Consider the following 20,323-nt stretch of genomic DNA (forward strand, 5'->3'; position numbering starts at 1 on the left):
ATGTTCGGAAAACTAACTCTTGATGCGGTTCCGTATCATGAACCCATTATTATGGTTACGCTGGCCGGCATCATCGTCGGCGGCCTCGCCCTGTTGGCGGCCATCACTTATTTCTGTAAATGGAAGTGGCTGTGGGCTGAATGGTTTACCTCGGTAGACCACAAACGCATCGGCATCATGTATATGATCGTTGCGTTTATCATGATGATTCGTGGCTTTGCCGATGCCATCATGATGCGTGGTCAGCAGGTCTTGGCGTCTGCCGGTGAGGCAGGCTTCCTTAATTCCCACCACTACGATCAGATATTTACCGCGCACGGCGTGATCATGATTTTCTTTGTGGCAACGCCGTTTGTGGTCGGTTTGATGAACTTGGCAGTGCCACTGCAAATCGGCGCACGCGACGTGGCCTTCCCTTTCCTTAACTCGCTCAGCTTCTGGCTATTCGTGGTAGGGGTTGTCCTGATCAACCTGTCGCTGGGTATCGGTGAGTTTGCGCAAACCGGTTGGGTGGCCTATCCACCGCTTTCCGGCAAGGAGTACAGTACTGGCGTAGGGGTGGATTACTGGATATGGAGTCTACAGATCTCCGGTCTGGGTACTACGCTGACTGGCGTCAACTTCTTCGCGACCATTATCCGTATGCGTGCACCGGGTATGACGCTGATGAAAATGCCGGTCTTTACTTGGACGGCACTGTGCACCAACGTGCTGATCATCACCGCCTTCCCTATTTTGACCGTCACCATCGCCTTACTGACTCTGGATCGCTATCTGGGCACCCATTTCTTTACCAATGATATGGGCGGCAACATGATGATGTACATCAACCTCATCTGGGCCTGGGGCCATCCTGAGGTGTACATTCTGGTTCTGCCCATTTTCGGCGTTTACTCCGAAGTGGTTGCCACCTTCTGTAAGAAGCGTCTGTTCGGTTACACCTCACTGGTGTGGGCGACTATCGCCATTACCGAACTGTCGTTTATCGTCTGGCTGCACCACTTCTTCACCATGGGGTCTGGCGCGAACGTTAACGCCTTCTTTGGTATTGCTACCATGATCATTTCCATCCCGACCGGGGTGAAAATCTTCAACTGGCTGTTCACCATGTATCAGGACCGAATCCAGCCGAACTCTGCCATGTTGTGGACTACTGGTTTTATCATCACCTTTACCATCGGTGGGATGACCGGGGTGCTGCTGGCGGTGCCGGGTGCCAACTTTGTACTGCACAACAGCCTGTTCCTGATTGCGCACTTCCATAACGTCATTATCGGCGGCGTGGTGTTTGGTATTTTTGCCGGTATTACTTACTGGTTCCCGAAAGCGTTTGGCTTCACGCTGAACGAAACCTAGGGCAAACGCGCGTTCTGGTTCTGGATTATCGGCTTCTTCACCGCCTTTATGCCGCTGTATGTGCTGGGCTTTATGGGCATGACCCGTCGCCTCAGCCAACAGATTGATCCACAATTCCACTCACTGCTGGTCGTTGCCTCTGTTGGTGCCGCACTGATTGGCCTTGGCGTACTGTGCCAATTGATGCAGTTCTATGTAAGTATCCGCGATCGCGACCAAAACCGTGATTTGACCGGTGACCCGTGGTGTGGCCGCACGCTGGAGTGGGCAACCTCGTCCCCACCGCCGTTCTATAACTTCGCCATCGTGCCGAACGTTCAGGAACGCGATGCCTTCTGGGAACAGAAAGAGCGCGGTGAAGCCTACAAAAAACCGGTCAGCTATGAAGAAATTCATATGCCGAAAAACACGGGCGCTGGCGTGATTATCTCAGCGTTCAGTCTGGTGTTCGGCTTCGCCATGATCTGGCATATCTGGTGGATGGCGATTGCCGGTTTCGTCGCCATGATCGTGACCTGGATTGTGCGCAGTTTTAACCGCGATGTGGATTACTACATTCCGGTCAAACAAATCGAAGAGATTGAGAACCAGCACTTCGACAATATCAGCAAAGCAGGTGTGAAACATGACAACTGAAACTCTGACGCATCATCACGCTGCTCATGACGCCCATGCAGAGCATGGGCACCACGACGCCAGCGGCACCAAGGTGCTGGGGTTCTGGGTTTACCTCATGAGCGATTTGATCATTTTCGGCTCATTGTTCGCCACCTATGCCGTGCTGGTAACTGGCACGGCGGGCGGTCCGTCCGGAAAAGACCTGTTTGATCTCAAGTTTGTGCTGGTCGAAACCTTCGCGTTGCTGTTGAGCAGTATCACCTTCGGCATGGCGATGATCGCCATGTACAAAGGAAACGTGGCGCGCATCAACACCTGGCTGGCTATCACCTTCCTGTTTGGTCTGGTGTTTATCGGGATGGAAATCTATGAATTCCATCACCTGATCGCAGAAGGATACGGCCCGGATCGCAGCGCGTTCCTGTCGGCCTTTTTCGCGCTAGTCGGCACCCACGGCGTTCACGTAACTTCAGGCCTTATCTGGCTTTTGGTGATGATGATTCAGGTCTCACGCTGGGGCATTACCCCTACCGTGAAAACCCGTTTGATGTGTCTGAGCCTGTTCTGGCACTTCCTTGACGTGGTATGGATTTGTGTCTTTACCGTAGTTTATCTGATGGGGGCGATGTAATGAGTCATTCAACGACCGATCACGGTGCCAGCCACGGTAGCGTACAGTCTTATATCATCGGCTTTGTCATGTCAGTCATTCTGACCGTGATCCCGTTTTGTCTGGTGATGGCGGGTGCCGCTTCCCCCAGCGTGATTATGGCCGGTGTGGTTGGCTGCGCCGTGGTACAGATCCTGGTTCACCTGGTCTACTTCCTGCACCTGAACAGTTCTTCTGAGCAGCGCTGGAACGTGGTAGCGTTGGTGTTCGCCATTCTGATTATCGCTATCGTGGTAGTAGGATCCATCTGGATTATGCTGAGTGCGCACCACAATATGATGATTCCGTAATCGAGCCAGACATGATGATTAAGCAATACCTACAAGTCACAAAACCAGGGATCATTTTTGGCAACCTGATTTCTGTTATCGGGGGATTTCTGCTGGCGTCCAAAGGCAGCATTGATTACCCCCTCTTTATCGCTACCCTGTTTGGGGTGTCGTTAGTGGTTGCGTCCGCTTGCGTCTTCAACAACGTAATCGACCGTGACATTGACAAAAAGATGGAGAGAACCAAAAACAGAGTGATGGTGAAGGGGCTGATTTCGGTCAAGGTGTCACTGAGTTATGCGGCTGTGTTAGGTATTGCCGGTTTTGCGTTGCTCTACGTGGCGGCAAACCCGCTAGCCATGTTGCTTTCAGTAATGGGCTTTGTGGTATACGTTGGCGTCTACAGTCTGTATACGAAACACCACTCGGTATACGGCACGCTGATCGGCAGCCTGTCCGGTGCTGCACCGCCGGTGATCGGGTATTGTGCCGTAAGCAACCAGTTTGATGCGGGTGCGTTGATCCTGCTGTTGATCTTCAGCCTGTGGCAAATGCCGCACTCCTACGCTATCGCCATTTTCCGTTTCAAAGATTATCAGGCCGCCAACATTCCAATACTGCCGGTGGTGAAAGGCATCTCCGTGGCTAAAAACCATATTACGCTGTATATCGTGGCGTTTATGGTGGCTACGCTGATACTGTCGCTGGGTGGCTATGCCGGGTACAAATATCTGGTGGTAGCAGCCTCTGTAAGTATCTGGTGGTTAGGCATGGCACTGTTGGGCTACAAAAAACCCAATGATGACAAAGTGTGGGCGCGCAAACTGTTTGTGTCCTCGATCGTTGCCATCACATCATTGAGCGTGATGATGTCTGTAGACTCAATGACGCCAATGCAGGATGTGCTGCTAACCGCACTGCGCTAACGTTTCACCGTTCGCACGTAGAAAAAACAGACGATCCCCATCGTCTGTTTTTTTTCGCCCTTTCCCACATTTGCTGCATTTACTATGTCATTTTATGACCGTGCGCCAAATCAAGTAACAATGCTGCCATTTACGACCCGATGAGTAAGGCACTACAATAGCGCCAACGCGAATTTGAGGTTTTCATGAACGATACATCCCTCACAGACAATATCATGACGCCGCGCGAACGGCGCGCAACTTGGGGCTTAGGTGCGGTTTTTTCCCTGCGGATGCTCGGCATGTTTATGGTGTTGCCAGTGCTAACAACCTACGGCATGGCATTACAAGGGGCCAGCGAATCGCTGATTGGTCTCGCAATTGGTATCTATGGTCTGATGCAAGCGCTGTTTCAGGTGCCTTTTGGTTTACTTTCCGATCGCGTCGGGCGTAAGCCGCTCATCGTCATCGGCCTGCTCATGTTTGTGCTCGGCAGCGTGATTGCCGCCCTCAGTACCACGATCTGGAGCATTATTCTCGGACGTGCGTTACAAGGAGCAGGTGCGATCTCCGCCGCCGTTATGGCGCTGTTGTCCGATCTCACTCGCGAACAAAATAGCACAAAAGCAATGGCTTTTATCGGCATCAGTTTCGGGGTGACCTTTGCCATCGCCATGGTGCTTGGGCCGATCGTTGCGCATGCCTGGGGATTACAGTCCCTGTTCTGGTGCATGGCCCTGCTCGCATCGCTCGGAATTGTAATAACCCTGACGCGGATCCCTAATGCCGCTAGCCATGCCCTCAACCGGGAATCCGCCATTGTACACAGCAGCATTCGCCAAGTGCTCAGTAACAGCCGTCTGCTAAAACTCAATATCGGCATTATGTGCCTGCATATCCTGCTGATGTCGAGTTTTGCCGCCCTGCCGCGCGTGCTGGAACAGGCAGGTATGCCAGCAGAATCACACTGGAAGATCTATCTGTACACCATGCTGATCTCCTTTGTCTGCGTGCTGCCCTTTATCATTTATGCCGAAGTGAAACGGCAGATGAAGCGGGTGTTTGTGGGCTGTATCGTAGTGCTGTTAGCCGCAGAGGTGGTTTTATGGATGGCAGGCAGCCAATTTTGGCCTATTGTGGCAGGCATTCAACTGTTTTTTCTGGCGTTTAATATTATGGAAGCGCTGCTGCCCTCCCTTATCAGCAAAGAGGCACCAGCGGGTTACAAAGGCACCGCAATGGGGATCTACTCCACCACCCAATTTATCGGCGTTGCTATCGGCGGCAGCATGGGCGGCGCACTGTTTCAATTCCACGGTGCAGCCTGGGTGTTTGCAGCAGGAGCGCTGCTCTGCGCGTTATGGCTGATTATCGGTGTCAGCATGAAGGAGCCGCCTTATCTAAGCAGCTTGCGCATTGCACTGCCCGATGACGCATTGAACGACTCCGCACTAGCACAAAAGATACGCATACACCCTAGCGTAGCGGAAGCCATCGTGGTACCGGAAGAGCGCAGCGCCTATGTCAAAATCGATCGTCAGAAGACCAACCGTCAACAGCTCGAAGCGCTGATCGGGCAAGCGTGAGTCACATAGGGCCAGCATCGCTGGCCCTTTACGATTAATCGCGGAAATTGGTGAACTGGAAGGGTTGCCCCAGATTGGCTCCGCGAATCAACGCCATGACGCTTTGCAAATCGTCACGCGCTTTGCCGGTTACGCGCAGCTGCTCACCCTGAATCTGGGTTTGCACTTTCAGCTTACTGTCTTTGATCAGCTTGACGATTTTTTTCGCCTGTTCAGGCTCAATGCCCTGCTTCAGTTTGGCGTTAACGCTGTACGTCTTGCCGCTGTGTTCCATCTCTTCTGGAACCTCCAACGCACCTGCTTCGATACCGCGTTTCACCAGTTTTTCGCGCAGGATATCAAACAGTTGCTGTACCTGAAAATCTGACTCGCTGGCCACTTTGATCTGTTCGTTTTTCTCATTCAGCTCAAAGCTCGCCGGTACGTTACGAAAATCCCAGCGATTAGTCAGTTCGCGTGACGCATTCTCAACCGCGTTGCGGATTTCCTGCATATCGATTTCGGATACAATATCGAAAGATGGCATAATCAATTCTCCCTGATTTATGCGTAGGAATAGGGTTATGTGGCATGCATGATACCTGTTCTCCGCAGAGAAACAACATCCGCCCGCCTTGGCGCTTGCAGTCCCTTTCTCACGCGCCATAACACATAATTGTCAGGCAGAATGAATCAATCAAAAGATAACCGCCGCCGTCACACTGCGTGCCACGCGCATCGATAAAGGAAACTTCAGATGAAAATTACCGTGCTGGGTTGCGGCGCACTGGGTCAGCTTTGGCTTGCCGCATTACATCAGCAAGGCCACGACGTTCAGGGATGGATGCGTTTCCCCGCTCCGTACTGTGCCGTCAACGTACAAATGCTGGACGGAAAACTGTGCAATCTGATGCTGCCGACAAACGATCCCGAGCACCTGATGCAAAGCGAACTGCTGTTGGTAACCCTTAAAGCCTGGCAGGTTTCCGATGCCGTCAGCGCCTTATTACCGACTATCGCCCCGAACTGTAGCATTTTGTTGTTGCACAATGGCATGGGCACCCGGGAAGAGTTGCCGGTATTGACCCAACCGCTGTTACAAGGCGTCACGACTCACGCCGCACGACGCGATGCGACGCTGGTGGTGCACGTTGCCGGTGGAACCACGCACATTGGTGCCATTACCAGCGGCAACAGCCGTGGCGCGGTTCCTCACAGTGATAACCACTCTGCGCTTGCTGCATTGCTGCATCAGGCGCTGCCGGATGTCGCCTTGTACAATAATATTGCCGTGACGTGCTGGCGTAAACTGGCAGTAAACTGTGTGATTAATCCGTTAACAGTGCTCTATAACTGTAAAAATGGGGCGTTAAGCGCTTATCCCGAGCAAATAGACCTGCTGTGTCAGGAGATCGTGCGCGTCATGGAGCGTGAAGGCCACCCCGATTCGCTGGAGCAGGTGAAACTGTACGTGGAACAATTGATTCAGAATACCGCCAAAAACACTTCTTCCATGCTGCAAGATATCCGTGCCCAGCGTCATACCGAAATTGACTATATTACCGGCTATCTGCTGCAGCGGGCCCGGGCCCACAGCTTAACATTGCCGGAAAACAGGAGTTTATTTGAAATGATTAAGCTAAAGGAAAGCAAATATGACCGCATCGGTACTCCTCTGTCTGGCTCCTGGTAGCGAAGAAACCGAAGCCGTCACCACATTTGACCTGCTGATACGCGCTGGTATTGCTGTCACTGTAGCCAGCGTCGCCAGCGATGGCGACACAACGATAACCTATTCGCGTGGCGCAAGATTGGTGGCGGATGCACCGCTGGTTTCCGTTGCAGATAATCCGTTTGATGCCATCGTGTTACCGGGCGGTGTCAAGGGAGCAGAATGCTTCCGCGACAGCCCGTTGCTGGTGGAATGCATTCGCCAAAAGCATCAGGAAGGGAAAATTGTGGCCGCTATAGCCAAGCGACATTATTTTGATAACAATTAGCTGTATTTTTTTGCCACATATAGCCAAGCGACTTAAAAATGATTACAACAGATACCCTGATATGCGGCAAAAAAGCATAGCTGGCTGTTATCAAAATAATGTCGGTTGGCTATATGGTGGAGTATTTGCCTACATATTTGCCAGATCTTAACCCAATTGAGCATAAATGGGCACAAGCAAAAAAAGAGAGAGTGGTTGCGATACAAAGATTTTGTTCTCAGTCCATATGGTGTAATCAAAATTAAGTCGCTTGGCTATATCAGGGCATTGGCTATAATCATTTTTAAGTCGGTTGGCTATATTGATACTCATCCAGATCGCTCAGATTGGTCTTGGCATTCTGGGAGTGAATATGCTGTCCCGGTGCAATTGCCACTAACGCATGGCCGATCGGCAAGCCGTACTTCACGATCATCTCGCCCGGCGCGATGTCATAAAGCGCAAATTTGTGCCCGCGCGCCACCGGCTGCGGCAGCGTCACCGTGACGCCACCCGCGGTTACCGCCTCACCTTGCGCAACATCACGCAACGCAACGGCCACATTGTCCAGCGCATGGATTTTGATGATGCTCTGTATCGATAAATCTTCAGCCATTAACAATACCCTTCTACTGCCGCTCTCATGCCGCGATCGACGATCGCTTGCAGCTGCTGCGTAACCTGTTCTATCAATCCCGGCACCTGCGTCAGCTCCTGTTCCCAGTGATCCGCATCGCTCAGCACTGTGGTAACCAGCGCTTGCAGCGAAGTGGTGCGATCGTTGACGCCGTGCCACAGGGTGCTATAGCTAAACGACTTAATTTTGATTGCATTATTTAAATGAGCTATTCAATTGATTTTAGAGGTAAAGTGATATCTACACGGGAAGAAGAAGGGTTGAGTATCCGAGAAACAGCGAAGCAATTTCGGATTGGCCCTGCCTCTGTATTGCGTTGGATTAATCAAATAGCGTCAAAAGCATCGACCACGCGTCAGCGAAAGATCGATAAATCCGAGTTGATAAAAGATGTTGAACCATATCCAGATGCTTACCAAAAAGAACGTGCAGAGCGTTTTGGCGTTTGTCAGAAGGCCATTTGGCAAGCTCTTAAAAAGCTGGGATTGACCTATAAAAAAAACTCTATGTCATCCGAAAGCCGACGAAAGCGCCCGGCGCAAGCATTTCAACAAAAAATACAACAGTATGAAAAAAAGGCAAACCTATTGTTTTTATTGATGAAAGTGGTTTTCCACACGATACCCCACGGACTCATGGCTATTCCCCAAAAGGTCAACGGTGTTTTGGCCTGAAGAACTGGGGAGCCAAGGGAAGAACAAATGTTATCGGCGCTTTATTAGGCACGACGCTGTTTACTATCGGATTATTTGTATTAGTCGCGACTAGATCTGACACTGGACCTTGAAAGGTTGAGAGTTACCGGTTTTGATATGGGTGTCTAATCCTTAAACAAAACGCGAGGTAACTCTCATGCTTCATATGTACTAGCTCAGGACAGGAAGTGCGATCGGGGTCAGGTTGTTACCGCCCTGTCACCTTGCCCACGGTCTTATAATTCGATGGCGAAATAGTTTTTAGCGTTATCAAAACAAATGTTTTTCACCATGTCGCCCAGCAAATTGATGTCTGCTGGTGCTTCGCCGTCTTCTACCCAGCGGCCGATCATTTGGCACAGGATGCGACGGAAATACTCATGGCGAGTGTAAGACAGGAAGCTGCGGCTATCCGTCAACATGCCCACAAAGCGGCTCAGCAGGCCCAGTTGCGCCAGTTGCGTCATTTGACGCTGCATGCCGTCTTTCTGATCGTTGAACCACCAGGCAGAACCAAACTGCATTTTGCCCGGCATGCCTTCACCCTGGAAGTTACCGACCATGGTGCCCAGCACTTCGTTATCGCGCGGGTTCAGGCAGTACAGAATGGTTTTCGGCAGCAGGTTTTCTTCATTCTGCTTGCTCAGCAGGCGAGACAGTTCTTGTGCCAGCGTGCGGTCATTGATGGAGTCGAAACCAACGTCAGGCCCCAGCAGTTTAAACTGACTCAAGTTGTTGTTACGTAGCGCACCAATGTGGTACTGCTGCACCCAACCGCGACGCGCATATTCCGCACCCAACCATACCAGTACGGCAGTTTTGAACTGCGCCACTTCCACATCGCTCAGTGCAGCACCGCCCAAACGACGGGACAGAATGCCATCCAGCGTCGCTTCATCCGCTTCGGCAAACAGCACTACGTCCAGCGCGTGGTCAGAAACTTTACAGCCATGTGCGGCAAAGTGATCCAGACGCTTGGTCAGTGCGGCCTGCAAATCGCTGAAACGACGAATGTCGGTATCAGACACTTCACCCAGTTTTGCCATGTAATCGTTAAAGGTGGCCAACTCGATGTTGAAAGCCTTGTCAGGACGCCAGCTCGGCAGCACTTTGACGTTGAAGCTACCATCAGCGGCGATGGCTTTGTGATGACGCAGATCGTCAATCGGGTCGTCGGTGGTACCGACCATTTTCACGTTCATCTGCTGCATGATGCCGCGCGCGCTAAATTCATCACGCTCCAGCAAAGCATTGCAGCGATCCCAAATTTCTTTCGCAGTACCCGGTGCTAACAGCGTACCTGTTACACCAAACGGGCGGCGCAGTTCGAGATGCGTCCAGTGGTACAACGGGTTACCAATGGTATGCGGCACGGTTTCTGCCCAGGCGGAGAATTTCTCCCAATCGCTGGCATCACCCGTACAAAGACGCTCCGGCACGCCGTTAGTACGCATAGCACGCCATTTGTAGTGATCACCTTTCAACCAGATGTCATACAAGTTTTTAAAGCGGTAGTTTTCTGCAATCTGTTCAGGCGGCAAGTGGCAATGGTAATCAAAAATAGGCTGGTCAGCCGCATAGTCATGATACAAACGACGAGCAAATTCGCTGTCTAACAGAAAATCTTCGCTAAGAAACTGGGACATACTCTTCTTCCTCTCTTCCTCTCTTCCTCTCTTCCTCTCTTCCTCTCTTCCTCTCTTCCTCTCTTCCTCTCTTCCTCTCTTCCTCTCTTCCTCTCTTCCTCACCGTACCGTGCGCTCAGGCACAACGTTGGCCTTTGTTGAAAGATATCACACCAATTATGATGGATATCTCATATCATTAGTGAGGTCATGATCGCAAAAATTCACATGCCTAGCAAATTGGTCAGGACACCGCGCAGCAAGCTCTCAACACAGGCCGATATCGAACAAATTTTAGCTATTCCGCATAAATATAATGGTTTTGTGATGTCACTCAACTTTTAAAGCTGTATGACAAATTATTGTAGCGCCGTCTTGAACCGGGATTCAATCTCTATTCCATTCCCAAGAGAAAAAATCCTGGTCCAAATCAAAAGCAGGTTTCAAGAGAGCAAAAGGCGAGCAAAGCGTCCTTATCGATGCGCCTTGCCACCTTCCTAAAAGTAAGCTCAATGACGCCACAAACATGCTCCGTTACTGAAACCCTGCGATTGCGCCCTTCTGGGAGGTGCGCTAGCCAACCTTGTTGGCTAAACACAACACCGGTTGTTAGCTCAGCTAGCGGCACGGTGTTATTTTTTTGACTCGGAGAGAAAACACAAATGCGTAAAATCAAAGGGCTACGTTGGTACATGATTGGGCTGGTGACCATTGGCACCGTGCTCGGTTACCTGACACGTAATGCTATCGCCGTTGCCGCCCCGACGTTGCAAGATCAGTTACATATCACGACACAGCAATACTCCTACATCATTGCTGCCTATTCTGCCTGTTATACCGTTATGCAACCCATCGCCGGTTACGTACTGGACCTGTTGGGTACCAAAGTCGGCTATGCCATGTTCGCCATCCTGTGGGCCATTTTCTGCGCCAGTACCGCAATGGCAAACAGCTGGCAAGGTCTGGCCATTTCACGTGGTCTGGTCGGCATGGCAGAAGCTGCCATGATCCCTGCGGGCCTGAAGGCGAGCAGTGAATGGTTCCCCGCCAAGGAGCGCTCCGTTGCCGTGGGTTACTTCAACGTTGGTTCTTCAATCGGCGCCATGATCGCACCGCCTTTGGTGGTTTGGGCCATCGTGATGCACAGCTGGGAAATGGCCTTTATCATCACCGGTGCCTTAAGCATGGTGTGGGCACTGTGCTGGCTGGCGTTTTATAACCATCCGAAAGACCAGAAAAAACTGACCGATGAGGAACGCGATTACATCCTGAACGGTCAGGAATCTCAGCATCAGGCGGATAACGGTAAGAAAATGTCCACCTGGCAGATCGTGCGTAACCGCCAGTTCTGGGGCATCGCGTTACCGCGTTTCCTGGCTGAACCGGCATGGGGCACCATCAATGCTTGGATCCCTCTGTTCATGTTCAAAGTCTACGGCTTTAACCTGAAAGAAATTGCCATGTTCGCTTGGCTGCCGATGCTGTTTGCTGACTTGGGCTGCGTGCTGGGTGGTTACATGCCCATGCTGTTCCAGAAATATTTCAAAGTGAACCTGATCGTTTCGCGCAAAATGGTAGTAACGCTGGGTGCAGTGTTGATGATTGGCCCAGGGATTATCGGCCTGTTCACCAGCCCTTATGTTGCCATCGCGCTGCTGTGCGTCGGTGGGTTTGCGCACCAGTCACTGTCTGGCGCTTTGATCACGCTCTCTTCTGACGTGTTCGGTCGTAACGAAGTGGCTACCGCCAACGGGTTGACCGGCGGTGCAGGCTGGCTGGCAAGCACCCTGTTCGCTCTGGTGGTTGGCGCATTGGCAGACACCATCGGCTTCGGCCCGCTGTTCGCGGTGTTGGCAGCCTTTGACGTGCTGGGTGCCATTCTGATTTGGGTCATTCTCCAAGACCGTCCTGTGGTGCAAGCAGAACAACCGGCAACGCTCGAGACGGCACAGCAGCATTAATCACTGTCTACCTCACGGCTAAACCGGCCTCAACGCCCGATAACCCCGGTTATCGGGCGTTTTTATTGCGAGCTGATAATGCATAACGGTGACCTTGATGTTGGTCGGCCTCACGAATAAGTGGTATAATAAATCTTGACGCGATGGTTTTCTCAGCTTTTTTTCGCCCCTGTGGTGAGGTTGCGGCGCAGGAAAGTCGCAGGGAAAGGTTCCCCATTTACGGACCGTCATCTATTAAAGAGCAAAGATATGGCACTCACTGAGCCCCGTCGACTATACCAACAGTTAGCCGCAGAACTTAAGCAGCGCATCGAAAGTGGCGTTTATCTTGTTGGTGAGAAGTTACCCGCCGAACGCTACATTTCAGAAGAGATGAACGTCAGCCGCACCGTCGTGCGCGAGGCGATCATCATGCTGGCAGTGGAAGGCTACGTCGAGGTACGGAAAGGTTCAGGCATTCATGTCATTTCCAATCAGCAAAGCCATCGCGTGCCCAGCGGCGAGGATATCGAGTTTGTCACCGCCGGGCCGTTTGAGCTGTTGCAGGCACGCCAGTTAATTGAAAGTAATATTGCCGAATTTGCGGCGACACAAGTGACGCGTCAAGACATTGTCCGGTTGATGGAGATCCAGGAATATGCGCGTCAGGAAGATCGTTTCCGTGATTCCGAGTGGGATCTGAAGTTTCACATTCAGGTGGCACTGGCGACACAGAACTCGGCCATGGCCACTATCGTGGAAAAAATGTGGAGCCAGCGTATCCACAACCCCTACTGGCTCAAACTGCACGAACACATTGACGAACGCTCGATCGAAAGCTGGTGCGAAGAGCACGATCAAATCCTTAACGCGCTGATTCGCAAAGATCCCTACGCCGCCAAGCTAGCGATGTGGCAGCATCTGGAAAACACCAAGCAAATGCTGTTTCGCGCCACCACCGATGACTTTGAATTCAACGTTGACCGCTATATGTTTGCCAAAAATCCCGTCGTGCATCTTGAGCCAATCACCGTGCACAAATCCTGAGCACCCGAACAAAAAAACCTGCCACCTCTGTCACTTAACAGAGGGCAAAACGTCTGAAAACACCTGTTTGTGTCAAAAAATGTAAAATCGGCCGCAAAAAAACCTTTTCTGTCAAACAGCAGCGATAAATCTCACATTTTCCTGCGATAATTCCCTATCTCAACCTTTAGGCTTTTGTTACAGTTAGAAGCGCTTTTTAACTCTTAATCCGGTATTTTCTGCGTTACTGCCGACAAAACGCGGCTTTGTTGAATAAATCAGAACTTGTAACGACTGCGCCCCATACGGGTCGATTGTTACGTGATGCGAATACTGTTCGGCATTCCTAATAGCGTGATCAGGTTAAGCGCTTTGACCATGGCTTCACCCACCTGACCATCGTAGTCTCTCAGACTTAGATGACCACCCAGAAGCCTTTTGAACCGGAACATGGCCGTTTCAGCCACTGAGCGCCGGTGATAGCCCACTTTCTTTTTCCAGATATCGTTACTACCGCTAATGCGCTGATTTGCAACAGCGTGGTTACGCTCGTGGTAGCGATCTTGCCAATATTGCGCCCCCCTTCATGGCGGGATAAGCGGCCTTATTTTCTTCCTCACCAGAGCATCATAGCAGTAAACTGTATCCTAAGCGCCGTCAGCCGATGCCTCTCTGATTTTCCGGTGGCTCTGGTTTATCAGCGCCGGTAGAGCTTGGGCATCAGTCGTACCACTGAGCGACAAATCCGCACAGATAATCTCATGCGTCACACTGTCTACTGCCAGGTGCAGCTTACGCCATACCCTGCGTCTGTCGGCACCATGCTGCCGGACTTTCCATTCGCCTTCGCCAAAGACCTTCAGGCCGGTTCCATCAATGACCAGATGTGAGATTTCACCACGGGTTGGCGTTTTTATGCTGATGTTCACTGTCTTTGCTCGCTTGCTGAGCAGCGAATAGTCTGGACAATGGAGCGACAATTTAATCAGTTTAAAAATCGAGTCACCAAAGCCCTGTAAAGCCCTCAATGAAAGGCCAAACACACGTTTCATCATCAGGACTGTGGTGATGGCCATATCTGAGTAGTGAAGCGGTCGTCCACGCTGTTCAGTAGTGTTTTTTCCATCCATGCAGCAATGGCTGATTCATCTAGCCATACGGTTATATAGCCAAACGACTTAAAAATGATTACAGCCAATGCCCTGATATGTGGCAAAAAATACAGCTAATTGTTATCAAAATAATGTCGCTTGGCTATACTACCCGGGTATTCCCCAGCCACTTCCCTTGAATATAGCTCACCCAGCAGCCAAGGCTGGAGGCGGTGGTCAGCAATGCGATAGTGAATGCATAATTCATCGTGCCTTTGGCAACCAGCACGCCGACCAATACCAGCAGACTGTCTCCAGGCAGAAAGGCCGCGGGTAACAGACCATTTTCCAGAAACAGGATCATGAACAGAATAAAATAGAGCGTCCAAACCAGTTTGGGGTCAGCAAGAATATCGAAATTTTGGTGCCAAAGCGCATTAACAAGTTCTTTAATTAATTCCATTCGGTATTCCTAACACAACAGCATGCTACGTGGCCCATCGGCGATGAAATACACCAACTGCAAGGGTCATTATGTACACCGGCTCGCCATAGTGAGCGCTGTTAGAGTAGAACATACCGATGTTCACATATATCCACTTAATCCATTTTGCCCGACGAGCCTGCATTGTTGCGTTTTGGGGCTTTGTTGAATAAATAGAACTTTTGGGTAATCATCGGAGCAGATCAACACAGTTGTTTCAAAATCAGCTCTCCATGGCAAAACAAAATTTTAAAATCACCAACTGGCCCTCTTATAACAAGGCCCTCAAGCAGCGCGGTTCTATAGCCAAGCAACATTATTTTGATAACAATTAGCTGTATTTTTTTGCCACATATCAGGGCATTGGCTGTAATCATTTTTAAGTCGGTTGGCTATAACGCGGCTGTCCTACCGGACTTTCAGAACGATACAGTCAAGGTAAACAATGGGATAAACCGCATCCAGGGGGCGATTTTGCCATTCAACAACCTGCTCCATAACGGCATCGGTGAACTTCGATACTAGGGCGGGTGAAACATCAGCGTCATACAGCTCTTTGAACGCAGCGGCAATTTCGCGGGTGGTCATCCCTTTGGCATACAACGATAAAATCTGGTTATCCATCCCGGTGAGCCGGGTCTGGTTCTTCTTCAGCAGTTGCGGTTCAAAGGAACCATCACGATCACGTGGTGTACGCAGTTCCAGCGAACCATCGCCGGTGGTAACAGTCTTTGTGAAGTAGGCATTGCGCGTGTTATAACTAAACGACTTAATTTTGATTACATTATTTAAATGAGCTATTCAATTGATTTTAGACGTAAAGTGATATCTACACGGGAAGAAGAAGGGTTGAGTATCCGAGAAACAGCGAAGCAATTTCGGATTGGCCCTGCCTCTGTATCGCGTTGGATTAATCAAATAGCGTCAAAAGCATCGACCACGCGTCAGCGAAAGAGCGATAAATCCGAGTTGATAAAAGATGTTGAACCATATCCAGATGCTTACCAAAAAGAACGTGCAGAGCGTTTTGGCGTTTGTCAGAAGGCCATTTGGCAAGCTCTTAAAAAGCTGGGATTGACCTATAAAAAAACGCTACGTCATCCGAAAGTCGACGAAAGCGTCCGGCAAGCATTTCAACAAAAAATACAACAGTATGAAAAAGAAGGTAAACCTATTGTTTTCATTGATGAAAGTGGTTTTCCACACGATACCCCACGGACTCACGGCTATTCCCCAAAAGGTCAACGGTGTTTTGGCCTGAAGAACGGGGGAGCCAAGGGAAGAACAAATGTTATCGGCGCGTTATTAGGCACAACGCTGTTTGCTATCGGATTATTTGATATCAATATTAACAGCGATGTTTTCTATTCCTGGGTCACACAAGTCCTTATCCCAGTACTCCCTAAAAACAGTGTAATCGTGATGGACAATGTAACTTTTCACAAAAAACATAATATTCAACAAGTCATCATCGATGTAGGGTATATGGTGGAGTATTTGCCTACATATTCGCCAGACCTTAACCCCATTGAGCATAAATGGGCACAAGCAAAAAGCAAAAAAAGAGAGAGTGGTTGCGATACAGAGATTTTGTTCTCAGTCAATATGGTGTAATCAAAATTAAGTCGCTTTGCTATATCCATAAAACGCGTGACAAGAATCACGCCCGCAGGCTGACCGCCATCCTGATGTTGCACCGGGGCGAGCGCGTGAGTGATGTCGCCAGAATGCTTTGCTGCGCCCGTTCACGCCTAGGAATTTCAAAGATCCTGATGCCGCATGAAATAGGGATCGCAGACGGTAAAATTTGCTGTTTTTTTAGTAGATTAAGGGAGTATAGCCAACCGACTTAAAAATGATTACAGCCAATGCCCTGATATGTGGCAAAAAAATACAGCTAATTGTTATCAAAATAATGTCGCTTGGCTATAGTTCCAGATTTGGACTGGGGCTTCTCATGCCCGAGGTGATGGGTCATTTCAGCATTAAGGGCAGCTTCAACACAGATCTTTTTCAGCAGGCGATCAAACTGGTTGAGAGCGTCAGGGGTTTTGAGATTTTTGGCCAGCCCGTTAGCCAGAGCCTGTAACTGTTTTTCGTCCATAAAGTAACCTGCTTTTGATGTTGGATTGAACATATCAAAATCAGGCAATTACACAATCTCGTGTACAGGCTCTAGGGATTGGCTACTTTGGCTAGTATCGGTTGGTGGATAGGTTGCTACATTGTCCCTAGTGTTTCAATGCATGAAAGATTTTTTCTGCCAATGCATGCGAAATTCTTGGCACATTCGCAATATCATCAATGCTTGCATTTAACAGTGGCTGCATTCCCCCCAAGTATTTCAGCAACATTTGCCGACGTTTTGGCCCAACCCCTTCAATCAGTTCCAGCGAACTGGTGTTTTTTACTTTTGCCCGCTTCTTTCGGTGCCCGGCGATAGCGTGGTCGTGTGAATCATCGCGAATATGCTGAATAACGTGCAGCGCTGGCGAATCCGCCGGTAAGGCGATCCCTTCCCCGGTCGCTTCGAAAAACAGCGTTTCTAACCCCGCCTTGCGCTCTGTCCCCTTGGCGATGCCGAGCAGCAGCGGTTTGCGTTTATCCCACGGCACTTCCAGTTCATCGAACACCTCGAGCGCCTGCCCCAATTGGCCCTTTCCGCCATCAATAACAATCACGTCAGGAATTTTGCTCTCTTCCAAGGCTTTACCATAGCGACGTTTCAGAACCTGGTTCATGGCCGCGTAGTCATCCCCTGGCGTGATGCCACTGATGTTGTAACGACGATACTCCGAACGCAGCGGCCCATTGGCATCAAACACCACACAGGACGCCACTGTCTGCTCCCCCATGGTATGGCTGATATCAAAACACTCCATACGCGTGATGTTTTCCAGATGAAGCACCTCAGCCAACGCCTTTAAACGCTGGTGGATAGTGGATTGCTGCGAAAGCTTGGTTACTAATGCCGTGGAGGCATTGGTGCGCGCCAGTTTCAAATAACGGGCACGATCACCGCGTGGTTTGGTTTGGATATGAATACGTCGCCCCGCGACCTCAGACAGTGATTCCGCCAATACCTCTTTCTCTGGCAACGCAAAATCCAACAATATTTCGCTCGGCAGCGTGCGCGACAAACTGCCTTGCAGATAGAACTGTCCGACAAACGTCTGTACCACTTCCGCCAGCTCGGTTCCGGCCGGTACTTTGGGGAAATAGCTGCGGCTCCCCAGCACTTTGCCTTGACGAATAAAGAGCACATGCACACAGGCCATACCGGCATCGAAGGAAACGCCAATCACGTCCAGATCTTCGCCATCACCCGAAACAAATTGTTTTTCGGTGACGCGGCGCACCGCCTGAATTTGATCGCGTATACGTGCCGCTTCTTCGAAATCCAACTGACGGCTGGCCGCTTCCATACGCGCGACCAGTTGATTGAGCACCTGCTGATCTTTGCCTGAAAGAAAAAGCCGCACATATTCTACCTGCTGACTGTAGCCTTCTTCACTGACCAACCCCGCGACACAGGGGCCAAGGCAGCGCCCAATCTGATACTGAAGACATGGCCGCGAGCGATTTCGATACACACTGTTTTCGCACTGGCGAATAGGAAAAAGCTTTTGCAGCAATACCAGCGTTTCATGCACGGCATTGCCGTTTGGAAAGGGGCCAAAATATTCCCCTTTGGCGTGCTTGGCACCGCGATGGACGGCTAATCGCGGGTGAGTATCGCCACTGAGAAAGATCATAGGATACGATTTATCATCACGCAGCAATACGTTATAGCGCGGCTGATAGAGCTTGATGTAGTTGTGTTCAAGCAGCAGCGCTTCGGTTTCTGTATGGGTGATGGTGACATCAATCTGATGAATAGCCTTCACCAGCGCTTCCGTCTTACGGCTAGCAACGTTGCTGCGAAAATAGCTTGCGAGGCGCTTTTTTAGATCTTTTGCTTTCCCGACATAGATGACCGTGTTGCTCTCATCGTACATACGGTATACACCAGGCTGGCTGGTGACAGTTTTTAAAAACGCGGGGGAATCGAAATGTTCACTCACTGCTTAACCTTCGCGAGTTATTAGCAAATCTGGTGGATGGCGATCAGGCTACGTTCCGCTCTGATGCTTCGTGAATCTGTTCTCCATCCTTAAATTGGACGTTGCTTACAACCAGGGTCAGCAGGTCAAATCCTCTTAGTCGGTTCCAGCTTTTCTGAGCTGACTGGAGCAGCTTAAATACCATTGACAGGGTTGTTTCTCTCGAACCACCGTTCTTCGCGCGTCTGCTTCGTAGCCTCACAGTCGCAAAAGCCGATTCAATCGGATTTGTCGTTCTTATTGACGCCCAGTGCTCTAACGGGAAGTCGTAGAATGCCAGCAGTTCTTCTCGAGCTTTCTCCAGCTTCTTCATCGCTGCAGGATACTTCGCTGAAAACCTTGCCAACAAAACATCAAAGGCTTCATTAGCGGCATCGCTGCTCTTTGCTAGCCAAACCTCCCGCAGCTCAGCCTTAACTTTCGGTTGCATGGCTTTGAGGAGTGAAGCCAACACATTAGCGGTTTTGTGCACCCAACAGCGTTGGTGCTGCGTGTCCGGGAATATCTTTGCCATTGCATTCCAAAAACCAAGGGCACCGTCTCCCGTAGCCAGCTTGGGAGATACGGTTAGGCCACGTGCTCGCAGGCCATTAAGAAGTTCGGCCCAGTTTGCTTCTGACTCTCGATAACCATCTTCGACCGCAACCAGCTCCTTACGTCCATGCTCAGTGACGCCGATAATGACCAGCAGGCAAAGGCGATCATCTTGCCTGACATGGCTGTATATGCCATCGGCCCAGAAATAAACGTAGCACGTATCGCTTAAATCACGCAGGCACCATTGCCTGTGCTCTTCAAGCCATTGCTGTTTCAGTCTGCTGATGGTACTGGCAGAGAGGGCATTAGCTTTTTCACCGAGCAGCGCCCTCAGGGCTTCGTGAAAATCACCGGTGGATATGCCTCGCAGGTACAGCCATGGTAGCAACTCTTCGACGCTTTTTGCACGTTTCAGATAAGGCGGCAACAACGCGCTGTTGAAGCATATTCCGTTGCCGCTGCGCTCCCTGACCTTAAGCACTTTAATTTCAACATCCCCAATACCCGTCTATGGTTCGCTGTGGCAAATAGCCGTTACGAACGACAGCATGACGCCCGTTGTCAAGGCGGCGTTCAGCATGTGCAGCATGGCTTCGAGCTCAACCTCAACGGCGGCAGCTATCAGCTGCCTGGCACCATTACGAATGAGTTCATGCAAGGGATCACCGGCAATATCTGGTTCTGCGGAGACCTGTAGGGTAGACTTTTTCATGGGGTATCATCTCTCTGTTGTTGAAATCATCCACGAAATCAATCAGCAGGATACACCACCCTCCCCGAAACCCCGTACACCAGAAATGAGCATAACTCAACCTTCGCTCAC

The 20,323-nt window shown here is 50.4% G+C and carries 16 protein-coding genes and 10 pseudogenes; 15 read left to right on the plus strand and 11 right to left on the minus strand.

The features are described 5' to 3' along the window. The 5 genes and pseudogenes from cyoB to ACD630_RS05330 all read left to right on the plus strand — a co-directional run bounded on the left by cyoB (position 1) and on the right by ACD630_RS05330 (position 5,404). A pseudogene (gene cyoB, locus ACD630_RS05310) lies at positions 1-1,992 on the plus strand (cytochrome o ubiquinol oxidase subunit I). Continuing rightward, entirely contained in the window at positions 1,982-2,605 is a 624-nt protein-coding gene (locus ACD630_RS05315) for a cytochrome o ubiquinol oxidase subunit III (protein ID WP_430358341.1), read from the plus strand. The pseudogene cyoB and the gene ACD630_RS05315 overlap by 11 nt, the downstream one beginning before the upstream one ends. Continuing rightward, positions 2,605-2,934, plus strand: coding sequence for a cytochrome o ubiquinol oxidase subunit IV (locus ACD630_RS05320; protein ID WP_430358342.1), 330 nt, complete (start codon positions 2,605-2,607; stop codon positions 2,932-2,934). The genes ACD630_RS05315 and ACD630_RS05320 overlap by 1 nt, the downstream gene beginning before the upstream one ends. Positions 2,935-2,948: 14 nt before the next feature. Next, positions 2,949-3,839, plus strand: a complete 891-nt coding sequence (gene cyoE, locus ACD630_RS05325; RefSeq protein WP_430359910.1) for a heme o synthase — start codon at positions 2,949-2,951, stop codon at positions 3,837-3,839. A 185-nt stretch (positions 3,840-4,024) separates the two neighbouring features. Next, positions 4,025-5,404, plus strand: a complete 1,380-nt coding sequence (locus tag ACD630_RS05330) for an MFS transporter (protein WP_430358343.1) — start codon at positions 4,025-4,027, stop codon at positions 5,402-5,404. A 34-nt stretch (positions 5,405-5,438) separates the two neighbouring features. Here ACD630_RS05330 and ACD630_RS05335 read toward each other — a convergent pair whose 3' ends face one another. Next, entirely contained in the window at positions 5,439-5,930 is a 492-nt protein-coding gene (locus ACD630_RS05335) for a YajQ family cyclic di-GMP-binding protein (protein WP_430359911.1), read from the minus strand. 210 nt (positions 5,931-6,140) lie between these two features. On the opposite strand from ACD630_RS05335, the gene panE reads away from it, so the two are divergent. Then, positions 6,141-7,076, plus strand: coding sequence for a 2-dehydropantoate 2-reductase (panE, locus tag ACD630_RS05340; RefSeq protein ID WP_430358344.1), 936 nt, complete (start codon positions 6,141-6,143; stop codon positions 7,074-7,076). Continuing rightward, positions 7,039-7,353: pseudogene (locus tag ACD630_RS05345) on the plus strand (DJ-1/PfpI family protein); the annotation flags it as partial. The gene panE and the pseudogene ACD630_RS05345, both read left to right, overlap by 38 nt. On the opposite strand, the gene ACD630_RS05350 reads toward ACD630_RS05345, so the two are convergent. Beyond that, positions 7,349-7,477: a hypothetical protein gene (locus ACD630_RS05350; protein WP_430358345.1), complete on the minus strand. Its 129-nt coding sequence runs from the start codon at positions 7,475-7,477 to the stop codon at positions 7,349-7,351. The pseudogene ACD630_RS05345 and the gene ACD630_RS05350 sit on opposite strands and share 5 nt — an antisense overlap. Positions 7,478-7,481: 4 nt before the next feature. Between ACD630_RS05350 and ACD630_RS05355 the strand changes: the two genes are divergently transcribed. Beyond that, positions 7,482-7,628 (plus strand): transposase, encoded by a 147-nt coding sequence (locus ACD630_RS05355; RefSeq protein WP_430358346.1) that lies wholly within the window; start codon positions 7,482-7,484, stop codon positions 7,626-7,628. A gap of 53 nt (positions 7,629-7,681) precedes the next feature. On the opposite strand, the pseudogene ACD630_RS05360 reads toward ACD630_RS05355, so the two are convergent. Then, positions 7,682-7,960 (minus strand): annotated as a pseudogene (locus ACD630_RS05360) (UxaA family hydrolase); the annotation flags it as partial. 17 nt (positions 7,961-7,977) lie between these two features. After that, positions 7,978-8,106 (minus strand): hypothetical protein, encoded by a 129-nt coding sequence (locus tag ACD630_RS05365; RefSeq protein ID WP_430358347.1) that lies wholly within the window; start codon positions 8,104-8,106, stop codon positions 7,978-7,980. Between the two features lie 96 nt (positions 8,107-8,202). On the opposite strand from ACD630_RS05365, the gene ACD630_RS05370 reads away from it, so the two are divergent. Both ACD630_RS05370 and ACD630_RS05375 read left to right on the plus strand, forming a co-directional pair. Next, positions 8,203-8,673, plus strand: coding sequence for an IS630 transposase-related protein (locus tag ACD630_RS05370; protein WP_430358348.1), 471 nt, complete (start codon positions 8,203-8,205; stop codon positions 8,671-8,673). Next, a complete protein-coding gene (locus ACD630_RS05375) occupies positions 8,595-8,786 on the plus strand; it encodes a hypothetical protein (protein ID WP_430359912.1) in 192 nt (63 codons plus the stop codon). Before ACD630_RS05370 ends, ACD630_RS05375 begins: the two co-directional genes overlap by 79 nt. A gap of 144 nt (positions 8,787-8,930) precedes the next feature. Here the strand turns inward: ACD630_RS05375 and uxaC are convergent, their stop codons facing one another. Further along, a complete protein-coding gene (gene uxaC, locus ACD630_RS05380) occupies positions 8,931-10,340 on the minus strand; it encodes a glucuronate isomerase (protein ID WP_430358349.1) in 1,410 nt (469 codons plus the stop codon). Between the two features lie 641 nt (positions 10,341-10,981). On the opposite strand from uxaC, the gene ACD630_RS05385 reads away from it, so the two are divergent. Together ACD630_RS05385 and exuR are read left to right on the plus strand one after the other, a co-directional pair. Then, complete coding sequence (locus tag ACD630_RS05385; protein ID WP_430358350.1) at positions 10,982-12,280, plus strand: MFS transporter; 1,299 nt, start codon at positions 10,982-10,984, stop codon at positions 12,278-12,280. 249 nt (positions 12,281-12,529) lie between these two features. After that, on the plus strand, positions 12,530-13,306 hold the full coding sequence (gene exuR, locus ACD630_RS05390) for a transcriptional regulator ExuR (RefSeq protein ID WP_430358351.1): 777 nt from the start codon (positions 12,530-12,532) through the stop codon (positions 13,304-13,306). A gap of 296 nt (positions 13,307-13,602) precedes the next feature. On the opposite strand, the pseudogene ACD630_RS05395 reads toward exuR, so the two are convergent. Both ACD630_RS05395 and ACD630_RS05400 read right to left on the minus strand, forming a co-directional pair. Then, positions 13,603-14,456 (minus strand): annotated as a pseudogene (locus ACD630_RS05395) (IS5 family transposase); the annotation flags it as partial. Between the two features lie 86 nt (positions 14,457-14,542). Further along, positions 14,543-14,839 (minus strand): annotated as a pseudogene (locus ACD630_RS05400) (DedA family protein); the annotation flags it as partial. Between the two features lie 254 nt (positions 14,840-15,093). Here ACD630_RS05400 and ACD630_RS05405 point away from each other — a divergent pair. Then, positions 15,094-15,165 (plus strand): annotated as a pseudogene (locus ACD630_RS05405) (hypothetical protein); the annotation flags it as partial. A gap of 106 nt (positions 15,166-15,271) precedes the next feature. Here the strand turns inward: ACD630_RS05405 and ACD630_RS05410 are convergent. After that, positions 15,272-15,616 (minus strand): annotated as a pseudogene (locus tag ACD630_RS05410) (transposase); the annotation flags it as partial. Between the two features lie 36 nt (positions 15,617-15,652). On the opposite strand from ACD630_RS05410, the gene ACD630_RS05415 reads away from it, so the two are divergent. Both ACD630_RS05415 and ACD630_RS05420 read left to right on the plus strand, forming a co-directional pair. Beyond that, positions 15,653-16,474 carry an IS630 family transposase gene (locus tag ACD630_RS05415; protein ID WP_430358352.1) on the plus strand — a complete coding sequence of 274 codons (822 nt, stop codon included), beginning with the start codon at positions 15,653-15,655 and terminating at the stop codon, positions 16,472-16,474. After that, positions 16,474-16,617, plus strand: a pseudogene (locus ACD630_RS05420) (hypothetical protein); the annotation flags it as partial. The gene ACD630_RS05415 and the pseudogene ACD630_RS05420, both read left to right, overlap by 1 nt. A 155-nt stretch (positions 16,618-16,772) precedes the next feature. Here the strand turns inward: ACD630_RS05420 and ACD630_RS05425 are convergent. The 3 genes and pseudogenes from ACD630_RS05425 to ACD630_RS05435 form a co-directional block, all read right to left on the minus strand. Further along, a pseudogene (locus ACD630_RS05425) lies at positions 16,773-16,964 on the minus strand (IS256 family transposase); the annotation flags it as partial. A 127-nt stretch (positions 16,965-17,091) separates the two neighbouring features. Next, a complete protein-coding gene (gene uvrC, locus ACD630_RS05430) occupies positions 17,092-18,924 on the minus strand; it encodes an excinuclease ABC subunit UvrC (RefSeq protein ID WP_430358353.1) in 1,833 nt (610 codons plus the stop codon). Between the two features lie 43 nt (positions 18,925-18,967). Beyond that, a pseudogene (locus ACD630_RS05435) lies at positions 18,968-20,212 on the minus strand (IS256 family transposase). Positions 20,213-20,323: the final 111 nt, after the last annotated feature.

It is taken from the genome of Symbiopectobacterium sp. RP (assembly GCF_050472005.1).
Lineage (GTDB): Bacteria > Pseudomonadota > Gammaproteobacteria > Enterobacterales > Enterobacteriaceae > Symbiopectobacterium.

Coding starts and splice junctions, on each gene's coding strand:
- ACD630_RS05315 (WP_430358341.1), top strand. CDS start 1,982: ATGACAACTGAAACTCTGACGCATCATCACGCTGCTCATGACGCCCAT.
- ACD630_RS05320 (WP_430358342.1), top strand. CDS start 2,605: ATGAGTCATTCAACGACCGATCACGGTGCCAGCCACGGTAGCGTACAG.
- cyoE (WP_430359910.1), top strand. CDS start 2,949: ATGATTAAGCAATACCTACAAGTCACAAAACCAGGGATCATTTTTGGC.
- ACD630_RS05330 (WP_430358343.1), top strand. CDS start 4,025: ATGAACGATACATCCCTCACAGACAATATCATGACGCCGCGCGAACGG.
- ACD630_RS05335 (WP_430359911.1), bottom strand. CDS start 5,930: ATGCCATCTTTCGATATTGTATCCGAAATCGATATGCAGGAAATCCGC.
- panE (WP_430358344.1), top strand. CDS start 6,141: ATGAAAATTACCGTGCTGGGTTGCGGCGCACTGGGTCAGCTTTGGCTT.
- ACD630_RS05355 (WP_430358346.1), top strand. CDS start 7,482: ATGTCGGTTGGCTATATGGTGGAGTATTTGCCTACATATTTGCCAGAT.
- ACD630_RS05370 (WP_430358348.1), top strand. CDS start 8,203: ATGAGCTATTCAATTGATTTTAGAGGTAAAGTGATATCTACACGGGAA.
- uxaC (WP_430358349.1), bottom strand. CDS start 10,340: ATGTCCCAGTTTCTTAGCGAAGATTTTCTGTTAGACAGCGAATTTGCT.
- ACD630_RS05385 (WP_430358350.1), top strand. CDS start 10,982: ATGCGTAAAATCAAAGGGCTACGTTGGTACATGATTGGGCTGGTGACC.
- exuR (WP_430358351.1), top strand. CDS start 12,530: ATGGCACTCACTGAGCCCCGTCGACTATACCAACAGTTAGCCGCAGAA.
- ACD630_RS05415 (WP_430358352.1), top strand. CDS start 15,653: ATGAGCTATTCAATTGATTTTAGACGTAAAGTGATATCTACACGGGAA.